Here is a 13,841-nt window from a genome sequence, read left to right as displayed (position 1 = left end):
AGAAGGGCAGGAAGAGGAGGGGGAGCTCCCGCCCCGGCCGCGCGTGCGGGCGGGCACGGCGCCGGGGCGGGAGCGGTCGGCTACTTCTGGATGCCGGCGCGCTGGATGGCGGCGGCGGTGAAGGTGATCTGCGCGGCGGCGTTCTCGTAGTCGTTGTCGGCCGCGGTGGGCAGCACGAGCTCGATCAGCGTGTTCAGCGAGACGTCGCCGGCGTCCGACGGGAAGGTGCCGGTCGCCGTGGGGGTGAGGCCGAAGTTCGCCGGCGTGAAGTTCGCGGCGTTGGCGACTCCGCCGATGGTCGACAGCTTGCCGCTGCCGGTCGTCGTCGTGGTCCCGGCGCAGGTGTACGGGCCGTTCACCGCGGGGGCGGTCGCGGCGGTGGTCCACGCCACGGTGCAGGTCAGCAGGCGGTAGTCGAGGCCGTCGGTGCCGGTGACGAGCGACTCGCCGGGGCCGGCGAGCAGCGGGTCGTCGGTGCCGGCGGTCTCCGAGGTGACGTCCTGGTAGAAGCGCACGGTGGAGACGAGGTCGCCGTCGTTGGTCGCGTTCGGGAGCACGAGGGTCAGCGGGCGCTGGATCGTGTCGCCGGGCGCGATGTCGGTGACGGTGAAGCCGCCGGTGACGTTGATGTCGGTCTGGCCGGCGTCGACGTTGCCGACCGCGGTGCCGGAGTCGGTGAAGACGGCGAAGGCGCCGGCGCCGGCGAGGGCGCCCGCGGCGAGGAGGACACCGCCGGTGAGGGCGATCCTCTTCCAGGGGGCGCGCTTGCGGGAGTCGTTCTCGGTGGAGGCTGTGGCGGTCATGACGGTTCCTTTCAGATGGGTGCCCGGTGCGGGCCTGGTCTCCCTCACGCGGGCGTGTGCAGGACGGATGGGAGGGTTCGTGGGGCGAGGCGGCCGTGGCATCAGCAGCCCCTCGCGGTGACGACGGCCGGCTGCGCGACGGCGGTCGAGGGGGCCGACGCGGTGCCGAGCCAGCGCTGCAGGTCGGGTCGGACCCGCCACTGGTAGCTGCGGCCCTCGCCGAGTCGGTCGTCGGTGAAGGAGGTGGCGCTCGCCGCGGGCGTCGCGACGACGGTCCAGGCGCCGGGCGTCGCTCCGGCCAGGCGGCGCTCGAGGGTCCAGCCGGTGGCGCCGGGTGCGGCGGACCAGCTCACGAGCGTGCTCGGACGGTTCGCGGTGCAGCTCGCGACGGGGGTGGCGACGACGGAGGAGCGGGTCCAGGCGCCGAGGCCGATCGCGCCGCTCGTCGTGTCGGTGTCGGTGAAGCCGCGGGGGACCAGCGGGGCGGGGTCGACGAAGACCGTGATCGTGCTGCTCGCGGTGAGCGCACCGTCGCTCGCGGTGTAGGCGATCGGCACGGTGCCGGTGAAGGCCGCCGCCGGCGTGTAGGTGCAGGTCGCGCCCGTGCAGGAGAAGGTGCCGCTGCTCGCGGTGCCGACGGCGCTCAGGGTCAGCGTCGTGCCGGCGTCCTCGTCGGTGTCGTTGGCGAGCGGCGAGACCGTGACGGCGGGGCCGCCGGCGGTCGCGACGGCGCGGTCCGGGCGGGCGATCGGCGCGTGGTTGAGGGCGGTCACGGTGATCGTGACGCGGACGTTCCAGGTGCCGTAGGTGCCCGAGAGCGCGTAGTCGAAGACGTCGGTGCCGACGAAGGCGGCGATCGGGCGGTAGGTGCACTGCCCGCGGGTGGCGCCGCTGTCGACGCAGGTGACCGAGCCGAAGACGGGGGTCGCGGGGGCGGGGGTGGCGGCACCTCCGACGACCTTGGGGGTCGCCGAGAGCTGAGCCCGGGAGAAGGTCGCGCCGGTCGCCGCGGCGCCGTCGTTGGCGAGCACGTCGACGACGACCGAGCCGCCCTGGACGACCGTCGCCGCGTCGGGCAGCGGGTCGGGGATCACCGAGATCGTGACGGAGGCGGTGCGGGTGATCGCGGAGCCGGTCGGCGGTGTCGCGGTGGCGGTCGCGGTGTTCGAGATCGTGCCGGCCGTCACGTCCGCCGCGGTGGTCGTATAGGTGGCGGTCGCGCTGACGACCTGGCCGGGCGTGAGCCGGCCGGCGGTGCCGGGCCAGCTGAAGGTCAGCGCCGAGAGGCCGGACTTCGGGTCGGTGATCCCGACGCTGGTGAGGGTCGTGTTGCCGGTGTTGGTGGCGCGGAAGGTGTACGTGACGACGGTGCCCGCGGTGCTGATGAAGGCGGGGTTGGCGGTCTTGGTGAAGGCGAGGTCGGCGGCCCGGGTGAGCGTGATCGTCCGGGTGGCGGTGCTGGTGACGGCGGCGCCGGTGGGCGGGGTGCCCGTCGCGGTGGCGGTGTTGACGACCGAGCCGGCGTCGACGTCGGCCTGGGTCAGCGGGTAGCTGGCGGTCGCGGTGACCTGCTGGCCGATGCCGAGCTGGCCGGCGGTGCCGGGCCAGGCTCCGTAGATCACGGTGACCTTGGGGTCGGCGATCGCCACGGACGTCAGCGGCACGTTGCCGGTGTTCACGAGGGTGAAGGAGTAGGTGATCGTCGAGCCGACCGCGGCGGCGCCGTTGAGCGCGCCGTTCTTGGTGAGCGTCAGGGCCGGCGCGTAGCGGATGGGCGTGGTGGTGCTCGAGCTCGCCGTGACCGTCGTGGGGCTCGCCGCGAGGGTGCGGCCGGTGACCGTCGCCGTGTTGGGGATCGCGGTGCCGCTGTTGATGTCGGCCTGGGTCACCGTGTACGCGGCGGAGGTGAAGACGGCCTGCGCGGTGGGGGCGATCGTCGCGGTCGCCGGGGTGATCGAGGCGACCTTCGTGTCGGTGACGGCGACGTTCTGCAGGGTGACGTTGCCGGTGTTCGTGGCGCGGAAGGTGTAGACGATCTGCTCGCCGACGTCGGCCTGCGCGTTGCCGTTGGTGTCGGTCAGGGCGCCGGACTTGACCAGGGTGATCGCGGGGGCGGGCGTGGTGATCGGGGCGGTGACGGTGGCGGTGCGGCTCGTGACGGTGACGGTCGTCTGGCCCGGAGTCGTCTTGGTGGCCGAGGCCGTCGCCGTGTTGACGAGGTTCCCGGCGACCGCCTCGGCCGCCGTGACGGTGTGCGTGCCGGTGCAGATCACCGACGCGAGTGGGGCGAGGGTGGTCGTCGGGCAGGTGACGGTCGGCACCTTCGGGTCGGAGACGGCGACACCGCTGAGCGTGCCGGTGACCGAGCCGTTCGTGACGACGAACTGGTAGGGGATGACCGAGCCCTCGTTGTAGGTGGCGGGCTGGGTCGTGGTGCGGTCGATCTGCTTGACGAGCGAGATGTCGTCGAGGTCGTTGATGGAGGAGACCGAGACGTTGCGGATCAGGTGAGTGTCGCTCGATCCGCCGGTCGACGCGGTGAAGCCGAGCTTGTAGGTGGAGGGGGCGGCGGTGGTCATCGTGAACTGCAGCGCCTGGGTGAGCGAGGCGGCGGCCATGCCGGCCGTGGCGCCGTAGTAGACGGTGACCACCGGGAACGCGGCCGACGAGACGGTGACGCGGATGGTGCGTCCGGCGCCGGTGCCGGGGGCGCCCGTGTCGCTGAGGTTGACGGTCGGGCGGAGGGAGGCGAGCGTTCCGGGCGGGGCGGTGCCCGCGATGTAGCAGTAGCCGGTCTTGCCCTGGCCGGGGCCGCGGGCGACGATGCGGTTGGCGGTCGTGCCCGGAGGAGTGGGCGGGGTGGCGCAGCCCGCGCCGAGACCGCCGCCGGTGCTGGAGAAGTTGCCGAAGACGTCGAGGCCGATGCCGAGGTAGCCGCCGTTCACGCCGTCGACGGTCGTGGACTGGCCGTAGCCGAGCGAGCCGCCGGGAGCGCCCGCAGCGGTGAGGCTGCGCGAGCCGTCGGTGAGGAAGAAGCCGATGCCGTCGGCGCCCTGCAGGCCGAGCGCCGCCTGGTACTGGTACTGGTCGAACTGGACGTCGAGGCCGCCGGTCGCGGGGATCGGGCGGTTGAAGACCGCGCCGCCTTTGGCGTTGGTGCGGGTGTCGGTGAGCTGCAGGAAGCCGGGGGTGGTCGCGGCGGCGGGAGCCTGCGTGCGGTTGGCGCAGACGCCGAGGGTCGAGGTGCCGGCGGGCGGCGCCGTCGTGGCGCGGGTGATGCAGGCGCTGTCGAGGGCCTGCCAGGCGGGGTCGACGACGCTCGTGCCGCCGAAGCCCTCCTGGAGCAGGACGGTGGCGGCCTCCGCGCGCGGGGCGGGCAGGACGACGAGGACGGCGGCGAGCAGGACGAGGATCAGCGTCAGGGCGAGTGGGCGCGGTGCTGACGAGGTCGGGGTCTGCGGAGTGGGGTGACGGTGGCGGGCGAGCGCGCGCACTTCCGTCATGATCCGATCCCTCCGGGCTGCTCCAGCGGGCGGTCCGGGTGGAGCAGGCATCAAGATACGGTTCTAGTCGACGCGCCTTGACCCCCGGATTGGGCACGCGCGGGTCCAATCCGGTGACATGCTCTCAGGTGGTGTGCAGGGTGCGCTCAGCGGCGAGTGGTCGCCGGCGGCGGCGCGCGGGGGCGGCGGCGCGACGGGCGTGCTGCGGGCGGGTGCCGGCGGTGGCGGCGGACCGCGGGATCAGCGTGACGTCGCGGTCAGCACGGGGGAGCCGTGGGGGACGAGCCGCCACCGCGCGCGGCGGGCGGGGCGGTGGCGTTGCGGAGCGACAGGGCGGGCGCAAGCCCCGGCACTGGCGGCGATGGGCGGACGACTGGCGCGACGGCGCGGTCGGCCCGGGCGGGGCGCGCGCCGCGCGTCCGTCATCCTGCGCCGATGCGGGTCTCGACACGCGCTGCGCGCTGCTCGACCGGCATGGCCGGCCCGCCCGCTTCATGCTGATCGAGTAGCCCGCGCAGCGGGCGTCTCGAGATCCGCCCCCTGCAACCGCCGTGCGCCTACCCGCGCCGCCGGATCCGCCATGGCAGCGCCAGCCAGATGCCGACGATGAGCACCGCCGTGACCGACGCCATCGTGATCGCGAGCGGCCGCGTCGTGACGACGTCGAAGATCAGCAGCACGGTTCCCACGAGCACCAGCGCCACCGCCATCAGCGTCAGCCGCAGCAGGACGTCGGCCGCCCGCACCAGCGTCCGCTTCGCCCGGCGGCGGAACAGCTCGCGGTGCAGGCTGACCGGCGCGAGCCCGAGCAGGGTCGCGAGCACCGAGCCGCTGATCAGCACCAGGTAGACGTCGGTCTGGAAGAGGTCGAGGTCCTCGAAGCGCTGCTGGAAGGCGATCGCCAGCAGGAACCCGGTGAGGATCTGCGTCCCGGTCTGGATGACCCGCAGCTCCTGCAGGATCTCGCTCCAGTTGCGGTCGAGCCGCTCGTTCTCGGTCTCGTCGCGGCCGTCGCCGGCCACGTCGTCGCGCGGATCGGCGGCGGGGTCCGGCTGCGGATCCGGACGCGGGTCGGCGGAGGTGGGCGGCACCGTCCCATTGTGCCCGGCGACGTCCGTTCACCCCGCGTTCGCCCGAGCGCGGCCCTCCGCACCGGCGGGACGGGCGCCGGCGAGGCACCCTGGTCGCATGACGAGGCGGTGGTGGCTCCCCCTGGCGGCGGTCGCCGCGACCGGTCTCGCGGTCGGCGTGAGCAGCGACGGCACGCAGACGGACGGCGTCGACATGGTGCAGGTCACCGCCCCGGAGAGCGAGCAGGCCGCCATCGAGGCGGCGCTGCGCGAGTCGGGGCTGTCCATCGCGGACCTGCCGGTGCGATTCCTGCCCGAGTCCTGAGCGCGGATCCCTCCGCGCTGCCCCGCTACAGGTGCAGCAGGCTCCAGTCGATGATGACGGCGAGCGCGGTGAACAGCGCCGCGACCGCCCCGACCGCCTTGCCGGCCCGGTCGAGGTCGCTGCGGGGGCCGGGCCGCATGTCCGCGACGACGCGCAGCAGCGCCCCGAGCAGCGCGATCACGGTGACGGCCAGTATCCAGACCTTGAGCGAGACGTGCGAGTCGACGTCGAGCAGGGTGAGGGTCACCACCGGCACGAGCACGGCGAGGACCGACACGACGACCAGCAGGACGCCGCGCCGCGTGAGATCGGTGGGGCCGTAGGAGCCCTGGCTCAGCCAGGCGCGGAGCGGACGGCGGGTCGGGGCGGCGGCCTCGGCGTCGGTGGTGTCGTCGGCCGCGGCCGCATGAGTCCCGCCGGTTGCGGCCTCGTGGGTCCCTGTGTCGTCGGTCCCGTGGGTCTCGGCCCCGTCGGTCGCGGGGGTCCCGGCCTCGTCGCTCCCGCCGGTCGCGACCGGAGCGGAGACCTGGTGCGCGCTCGTGCTCACGGACGGGGCTCCTGAAGTGGGTGCGGGAGTGGCCCTGCCGCGGACGCAGAGGGGTCGGTCGAGTCTGACGCCCCGCGTGCGCCGGCGGAAGAGCCGCTTGCGGACGTGTCCGGAAGCGGACAGGGGGAGTCATGCCGAGGCGGCTGCGTCCTAATCGAGTTGCTCGGACGTAGGTACTTCCTCGACCTTGTCGGTACCGCTCTCGGCGCGTCGTCGAAGCGCCCCCTCGGCGAGGCGGAGCGAAAGCTTGTCGGCCATCGCGCGTCCGCGACCAGCAGTCTCATCTCCGAAGCGGCGTGCGGCACCGATGCTCTCGGCGCCCGTCTCCAGCATCTTGTCGCGGATGTCATTGGCGGCGGCAAGCCAGCCCCGTGCGTTGGCCGATTCTCTCAGCCGCTCGAGTCCAAGATGGACCTGGAAGGCAACGACACCGCTAGCCAGAACATTGCTGGAATCGACGACGGCTCGGGCGCTCAGGGGGTTGAGGAGCACCTTGGCGTTCGCATCACTGACTGCGGCGTCCATCCGAGTGATCAGTCGCTCAGTGCTCTGGGCGACCTGCTCGAGCCGATTCTTGCGAGCTGCCTGAAGTCCGAGACGATGGCGATCGAGATCGTCCGCGGAAGAATCGAGAACCCGATCCAGCTCGAGCACCGCACTCGCCTCCTGGAGCTGGAAGCAGCGGGCGAGCACAGCGAGCCATTCCCGTACTTTCGGCTCAGCCTCGCGCGTGATCCTGGCGACATCGCCGAGCTTCGTGGTGCCTTCGATCTTCTCGGCGAGGGCATCGAGTTGTAGAAGTGCGTAGGCCTGTGTCCGCGCGAGAGAGAGGGAGGTCGACTGCACCTTCGACCACGTCACATCCGAGACTCGACCTGCTGCTTCGCGGATGGTCATCGCCTCTTCAATGACCAAATCGACCCCCATCATGTCGGCGAGTGCAGCGTCTTTCTGGCCCCGCACCAGGTCGTCGACCTTCTCGTCGATCTCCGCAAGATATTCGTTGATCTCGTCGATGGATTTCTGCATCGAAGCCTGCGCCATCATTCCGGCGACGCTACTCAGAGCGGCAGGGTTGGTCAGCAGTGCCCCAGGCCCAGTGGTGGCGAACTGGACGATGCCCTTGATTCGGCCGTCGGCACCCTGCACCACCCCCAACCCGAGGCCCGTCCTGGTGCTCATCATCTGGCCGTGTTTGCTCAGCGCTGCAGCAGATTCCTCGGTCAGCTTGACCCAACGCCCTGAGCCGGCCGCGATGGCAGATGCGGCCTGGGCCGCTGAGGCCCCCGCGCCGAGGGCGGGTCGGAGACGCTCGAGTCGAAGGTCGCTGGATGTCAGCCCCTCAGAACGAAGGAAACGCTCGACGATGGAAGGTTCGCCGATGACGGCGATCCCGTCAGCATCCTCAATCAACTGAATTTCATCGTCCATCGTCGGCTCCTGTCGAGTCTGGGAAGTGCTCCCTGTACAGGAGTGGTCACATCTCATCATGTGTCGGGTAGTGCAGAGAAGAGTGCGTCCGATCCCTGCGCGTATCTGCCCGCCGGAAGGCGCCAGGTTTGTGGCGGTTCCTCACGGCCACCAACGGTTGCAGCACCACGGCGGCTGCGATCCGTTCCGCGGCGATCGACAAAGCCATTTGACGCCGGCCTGCACGGAGGAACTGATTCGCCCAAGAAGGCTCGTTCTCCGGGTGGGGAACGAGCCTTCTCGGGCGAGTGAGCGGCCGGGTGAGCGGCTGGCGGCTAGCGGCAGGCCGTCAGGCTCGCCACTCCGTCGGAGAGGGTGCCGGTGCCGCCCAGGAGCACGACGCTGGTGGCGCCGAGGCTCTTGATGTCGTCGAGGACGGGCTGGGGGACGCAGTCGGGCTTCACCGTGTAGAGCGGGTTGCGGGTGAAGCCGGCGGCGGCCGCTCCGGAGAGGGCGTCGGGGAACTTCTCGCCGGTGGCGAGGTAGACCGTCGACGCGGCCGTGAAGGCGGCGCGGTTCAGCTGCACCGAGGTGTCGTAGCGGTCGACGCCGCCGATGCGGATCGGCGTGATGCGGAACGAGTTCTCGATGCCGGTGCTGACCGAGAGCGGGTCGCCCGCGATGGTCAGCTTCTTGACGCCGAGGCCCTGCACCAGGGAGCGGGTGGTGTCGTCGACGGCGCTGAGTCCGCCGTTCACCAGGAGGACGGGCGCCCGGACCGAGCCGGCCGCGGCAGCCGCGGCGAGGGCGTCGGGGAACTTCTCACCGGTGGCGAGCCAGGCCTGCGAGGAGCCCTTCGGGAACGCGGCTTCGACGAGCTTCGCCGCGGTGTCGTAGCGGTCGACGCCGCCGATGCGCTGGACCTCGCCGGTCTTCGCGTAGGCGGCGAGCTCGGTCACGAGGCGGTCGCTGACGCTCAGGTTCGAGCCGACGACGACGATCTTGCTCGGCTTGAGGCGGCGCAGCTCGTCGCGGACCGGCTGCGACATCGAGTCCTGGTCGACCAGCAGCAGCGGGCCGTTCTGCTTCGCGGCGGCGGGTGCCGCGGCGAGAGCATCGGGGAAGTTGCCGCCGGTGGCGATGAAGACGACCGGCACGTTCGCCTTGAACGTCGCGGCCGAGACCTTCGCGGCGGTGTCCTGACGGTCGACGCCGGCGATGCGGGTGACGACCACGGGGCCACCGGGCGTGGGAGTCGCGGTCGGCGTGGCGGTCGGAGTCGCCGTGGGCGTGGCGGTGGGGGTCGCGGTCGGCGTCGCGGTCGGAGTCGCGGTCGGCGTGGCCGTGGGCGTCGCGGTCGGCGTGGCCGTCGGGGTGCCGGTGGCGGTCGGGGTCGGCGTGGGCGTCAATCCGTCGTCGCAGGACGCGGCGGTGACGTCGTAGCTGTACTGCACGTTGGCCGAGCTGCCGGCCCAGACCACGAGGCGGTCGCCCGTCTTGACGGGCACCGGGGCGAAGGCGAAGGGACCGCCGGTCGCCGGGACGGTCGTCTGGGTGGCGGTCGTGCCGTTGACGGCCAGTCCGAGGTTCGTGGCCCCCGTGCCGGCGACCGGGCCGCCGGTGTCGCCGGCGACGACGGCGCTGACGGGGGCGCCGTCGGTGCAGGTGACGTCCGTCGAGGCGGAGGGGGCGGCGGCGGCGCTGAGCGCGGGCGTGAGGCCGACCGTGCCGGCGATCACCGCGGCGGCGATCAGGGCGACCCGTGAGCGGCGCGGGGCCCTCACAGTGCCACCACCGCGGCGGGGTGCGTGCAGGAGAGGTGGAGCGATGACGACATCGTGTCGCCTTTCTCGAGAGGGCGGATCGGGCCGCTCCGGTCCCTCGTCGCGATCCCTCCTCCCTCGCGGACGCGGCGTCGCGGGCGGGGTGTCGGGGTCGACAGGGGAACGGATCGGTGCTCGAAAGCTAGCGAGACGGCCACCGCCTCGGCAATGGGCACCGGCAGAGGGTCCCCCTGTTGGGGGGCGTCAGGCCCGCACCCGATCCGCCCCCCGCCCCTCACCCCTGCCCTGCCGCGAAGCGCCGCACCACGGGCCGCTCCACCACGCTCACCAGCGCGTACAGCGCCACGGCCACGGCGACGACGACCACCGTCTCCGACCACAGCGCGCTGAAGCGCGAGGCCGCGTAGTCGCGGACGAGCATGCTGCCGAGGCCCTCGCCGGTCGCGAGCCACTCCGCCAGCGTCGCGCCGGCGAAGGCGCCCGGGACGGCGATGCGCGCCGAGGCGAAGATCGCGGGCAGGGCGTAGAGCAGGCGGACCTTGCGGGTCACCATCGCGGTCGAGCCGCCCATCGAGACGACGAGGTCGCAGGCGAGGACCGGCGCGGCGCGCAGGGCGGCGGCGACGCTCACGAGCGTCGGGAAGAAGGTCACCAGCGAGACGATCACCGTCACGCCGAGCAGCCCGCGTCCGAAGACCAGGGCGAGCAGCGGGGTCATCGCGACCAGCGGGATCGAGCGCATCACCACGGCGGCCGGCAGCACCGTGCGCTCGACCCAGCGCGACAGCACGATCCCCACCGCGACGAGGCAGGCCAGCGCGGTGCCGATGACGTAGCCGACCCCGGCGTCGCGGAGCGTGATCGCCAGGCCGTCGAGGATGAGCCCGCGGTTCGCAGCGGCGTCGGGATCCGCGAAGAGATGGGTCAGCACGTCCAGCGGCGTCTTCGCGAAGTACGGCGACAGGTCGAACGCCAGGATCGCGCCCCACCAGACCGCGACGACCACGGCGATCGAGCCGAGCAGCCCGAGGAGCGCCGTCACGGCGCTCCGGCCGCCGCGCAGTCCCGACGCGGTCGCGATGCTCTGGCCGACCGCGGTCGAGACGTCGCGCGAGACCCACGGAGTGGCGGCGCGCCCGATCAGTCCCGCCGCGAAGTAGACGAGCCCGGCCAGCGCCGACATCGTCAGTGCGACCGCCCAGGTCCGCGGCACCTGGAACGACGACTGCGCCTGCACGAGCATCACGCCGAGGCCGCGGGAGGCGCCGAGGTACTCGCCGAGAATGGTGCCGAGGATCGCGGCGGGCGCGGCGATCTGGAGGCCGGCGAAGAGGCCGGGGAGCATCGCCGTCAGCCGCGCCTTCCGCAGCACCACGCGGTCCGAGCCGCCCATCGAGCGGACGAGGTCGACCGTCGCGCCGTTCACCGAGCGCAGGCCCAGCAGGCAGGACACGAGGGTGGTGAACAGCACCGACAGCCCGGCCAGGATCTGCTTGGGCATGTCGCCCGGGAAGACCACGACCAGGATCGGCGTGATCGCCACCAGCGGCACGCAGAAGCTCATCACGGCGATCCGGAGCAGCACCCGCTCGGTCCACGGGACCTGGACGAACAGGATCGCGGCGAGCACGGCGACCGCATTGCCGACGACGTAGCCGATGCCCGCGTTCGCGAGGGTCGCGCCGACGTTCATCGGCAGCACCGACAGGTCGTCGACGAATGCGCCCGCCACGGCCCACGGCGTCGGGACGACGCGCAGGGGAGCGGCGACGAGCGCGACGAGCCACCACAGAGCGATCAGCCCGAGGATCGGGATCACGCGGCCGACGAGGCCGCGCGGCCGACGGCGGATCAGCACGGCGCTGGTGCGGGTGCTCGGCTGCTCCGGCGGGGCGAGCGCCGTCACCGCGGCACTCCCGCCGCGATCGTCTCGCCGAACAGTCCGCGGGAGAGCCGGTCGCAGTAGGCGTGGAACTCCGGCGTCTGCTGCAGCTCCGCGGTGCGCGGGCGCGGCAGGTCGATGTCGACGATCTCGACGATCCGGCCCGGTCGCGCCGCCATCAGCACGACACGGTCGGCCAGGAACACGGCCTCGCTGATGCTGTGGGTGACGAGCAGCGTCGTGGTCGCGCGCTCGGTCCAGATCCGCTGCAGCTCCAGGTTCAGCCGGTGCCGGGTGACCTCGTCGAGGGCGCCGAACGGCTCGTCGAGCAGCAGCGCGTCCGGCTCCATGGCCAGCGCGCGGGCGAGCGACACCCGCTGGCGCATGCCGCCCGAGAGCTGCGCGGGCTTGGCCTTCTCGAAGCCGGTCAGGCCGACCAGCTCGATCAGCGCGGCGATCGCGGCGCGGTCGGTGCGCCGCCCCGACACCTCGTAGGCGAGCGCGATGTTGGACGCGGCGCTGCGCCAGGGCAGCAGCGCCGAGTCCTGGAACGCCACTCCGACGCGGTGGTCGATCCGGGCGCGCTCCGGGTCGGCGCCGTGCAGCTGCGCGACGCCCCCGCTCACGCCCTCGAGACCGGCGAAGATCCGCAGGAGCGTCGACTTGCCGCAGCCCGAGGGCCCCAGGAGGGCGGTGAACTCGCCCTCCCGGGTCTCCAGGTCGACGCCGTCGAGCGCGCGCACCGTGCCGCGGCCGACGTCGAACTCCTTGACGACGCCCGCGGCGGAGAGGCCGAGGGTCACGCCTTCCACTCCCCGGCGGCGCGGAGGCGGAGGATCTCGTCCTTCAGTGCGCTGTCGCGGCCCGCGACCTCGTTGACCAGCTCGGAGCCGCCGCCGTCGCCCCAGAAGTCGTCGACCGAGCGGCCGGCGAGCTGGCCGCGCCGGGTGTGCACGTCGAGCGCGTACTCCGGGATCTCGAACGGCTTCTCGGAGGCGTTGATGAGGTGCATGGTCAGGTTCGCGAGCTCGTCCGAGGTGCGGTCCTTGGTGCGCTCGGAGAGGAAGCGGATCGCGTGGGTCGCGAACAGCCAGCGGTCGCCGAACGAGCGGTCGAGGCGCTGGTGCATCAGGTAGAGGCTGTTGACGACGACGGGCTCGGAGTAGCTGCCGTCGCCGACGTCCTCGCAGGAGACGACGTTGAGGCGGGCCCACATCATCTCCTCGAGGTCGGCGCTGGACTCGAACATCTCGCGGCCGACCAGCAGCGCGAGCTGGGTGTCGCCGCGGCGGATCGACTTCTGCAGGGTCGAGATGAGCTCGTCGGCGGGGTAGCCGCGGACGGAGGTGACGCGGGTCCAGGGGTCTTCGGAGAAGTGCACAGGCATGGGAGGTCTCGCTTTCAGGAGGAGCGTGTCGGTGGAGAAGAGTGGGCGCGGCGTCAGCCGGCGTGGATCTCGTCGAGGATCGAGGTGTCGAAGAGCGAGTCGAGGTCGCCCTCGACGCCCTGGCCCTCGAGGGTCGCGATGTTCGCGGCGATGCCCTCGGGGCTCATCGTGAGGAGGCCGTTCTGCTCGGTCTCGGCGGTCTGAACGAGCGGGACGAACGCCTCCGCGGCGAGCTTCTGCTGCTCGAGGTCGAGGTTCTGGCTCGTGCCGGGTCCGTCGACGACGTAGGCGGCCGCGTCGTCGGGATCGGCGAGCGCGGTGGTCCAGCCGGCGATGGTGCCCTCGACGACGGCCTTCACGGCGGCGCGCTGCGTCTCGTCGGCGAGCGCCTCCTCCGTGGTGAAGAGCACGTTGCCCCACGCCTCGTAGCCGTAGTCGCTCAGCGGGAAGGCGACGGTGTCGATGCCCTGCAGCTTGAGGGTGACCGGCTGGTTGTTGAGGAAGGAGACGAAGGCGTCGCAGTCGCCCGCCACGAGCGGCGACGGGTCGAAGTCGGCCGTCACGTACTCGACATCCGAGGGCTCGATGTCGTTGGCGGTGAGGATGCCGTCCATGATCGAGACGCCCGAGGTCTGGATGCACAGGCGCGAGCCGACCAGGTCGTCGAGCGTGTTCACGGGCGACGAGGCGAGCGACATGATGCTCATCGGGTTGACCTGGAGAGTCGCGCCGACGATGACCAGCGGCGCGCCCTCGTTGCGGGCACGGGCGACGACGTCGGCGGAGGAGAGGCCGACGAGCGCCTTGCCGCTGGCGACCAGCGGCTCGACGGTCGTGCTCGGGCCGCCAGGCGTGATCGTGATGTCGACACCGGCGTCGGCGTAGTCGCCGTCGCGCTCGCCGATGAACGGGCCCATGTTCTCGACGTTGGCGATCCAGCCCAGCTGGAGGGTGGCGGCCTGGGTGCCGCCGCCCTCGGACGCGGAGCTGTCGGAGCCGGCGCAGCCGGCGAGGAGGCCGACGGTGCAGGCGCCGGCGAGGAGGGCGAGGGCGGCGCGGGGAGCGCGGCGGAGCAGGGGTGCGGGCATGACGACCTTCACGGGGAGGGGAGCGCGGAGCGCTCGAGAGGA

Annotated in this window: 11 protein-coding genes; 1 reads left to right on the top strand and 10 read right to left on the bottom strand. The window is 72.4% G+C overall.

Annotated elements, in window-relative coordinates:
- Positions 1-80: 80 nt before the first annotated feature.
- From EDF43_RS02600 to EDF43_RS02590, 3 genes are all read right to left on the bottom strand, one after another.
- Complete coding sequence (locus EDF43_RS02600) at positions 81-803, bottom strand: TasA family protein (protein WP_132435277.1); 723 nt, start codon at positions 801-803, stop codon at positions 81-83.
- A 101-nt stretch (positions 804-904) separates the two neighbouring features.
- Entirely contained in the window at positions 905-4,306 is a 3,402-nt protein-coding gene (locus EDF43_RS02595; RefSeq protein ID WP_132435275.1) for an Ig-like domain-containing protein, read from the bottom strand.
- A 557-nt stretch (positions 4,307-4,863) separates the two neighbouring features.
- Positions 4,864-5,397, bottom strand: coding sequence for a DUF6328 family protein (locus EDF43_RS02590; protein ID WP_243581458.1), 534 nt, complete (start codon positions 5,395-5,397; stop codon positions 4,864-4,866).
- A 97-nt stretch (positions 5,398-5,494) separates the two neighbouring features.
- Here EDF43_RS02590 and EDF43_RS02585 point away from each other — a divergent pair, with 97 nt between their 5' ends.
- Complete coding sequence (locus EDF43_RS02585) at positions 5,495-5,701, top strand: hypothetical protein (protein ID WP_132435273.1); 207 nt, start codon at positions 5,495-5,497, stop codon at positions 5,699-5,701.
- A 25-nt stretch (positions 5,702-5,726) separates the two neighbouring features.
- Here the strand turns inward: EDF43_RS02585 and EDF43_RS21650 are convergent, their stop codons facing one another.
- From EDF43_RS21650 to EDF43_RS02545, 7 genes are all read right to left on the bottom strand, one after another.
- The gene (locus EDF43_RS21650) at positions 5,727-6,248 is read right to left on the bottom strand and encodes a hypothetical protein (protein WP_165908987.1); all 522 of its coding nucleotides are present in this window, start codon (positions 6,246-6,248) and stop codon (positions 5,727-5,729) included.
- Between the two features lie 150 nt (positions 6,249-6,398).
- The gene (locus tag EDF43_RS02570) at positions 6,399-7,679 is read right to left on the bottom strand and encodes a hypothetical protein (protein WP_132435269.1); all 1,281 of its coding nucleotides are present in this window, start codon (positions 7,677-7,679) and stop codon (positions 6,399-6,401) included.
- 314 nt (positions 7,680-7,993) lie between these two features.
- Complete coding sequence (locus EDF43_RS02565; protein ID WP_132435267.1) at positions 7,994-9,442, bottom strand: cell wall-binding repeat-containing protein; 1,449 nt, start codon at positions 9,440-9,442, stop codon at positions 7,994-7,996.
- Positions 9,443-9,716: 274 nt separating this feature from the next.
- The gene (locus tag EDF43_RS02560; RefSeq protein ID WP_132435265.1) at positions 9,717-11,348 is read right to left on the bottom strand and encodes an ABC transporter permease subunit; all 1,632 of its coding nucleotides are present in this window, start codon (positions 11,346-11,348) and stop codon (positions 9,717-9,719) included.
- Positions 11,345-12,127, bottom strand: a complete 783-nt coding sequence (locus tag EDF43_RS02555) for an ABC transporter ATP-binding protein (protein ID WP_243581452.1) — start codon at positions 12,125-12,127, stop codon at positions 11,345-11,347. Before EDF43_RS02555 ends, EDF43_RS02560 begins: the two co-directional genes overlap by 4 nt.
- On the bottom strand, positions 12,124-12,711 hold the full coding sequence (locus tag EDF43_RS02550) for an AAA family ATPase (RefSeq protein WP_123444462.1): 588 nt from the start codon (positions 12,709-12,711) through the stop codon (positions 12,124-12,126). Before EDF43_RS02550 ends, EDF43_RS02555 begins: the two co-directional genes overlap by 4 nt.
- 53 nt (positions 12,712-12,764) lie before the next feature.
- Complete coding sequence (locus EDF43_RS02545; protein ID WP_132435263.1) at positions 12,765-13,799, bottom strand: ABC transporter substrate-binding protein; 1,035 nt, start codon at positions 13,797-13,799, stop codon at positions 12,765-12,767.
- Positions 13,800-13,841: the final 42 nt, after the last annotated feature.

This window comes from Rathayibacter sp. PhB179, from assembly GCF_004345345.1.
GTDB classification, from domain to species: Bacteria; Actinomycetota; Actinomycetes; order Actinomycetales; family Microbacteriaceae; genus Rathayibacter; species Rathayibacter festucae.
The sequence above is the reverse complement of the archived record's forward strand: the minus strand, read 5'-3'. Positions and strand labels throughout refer to the sequence as shown.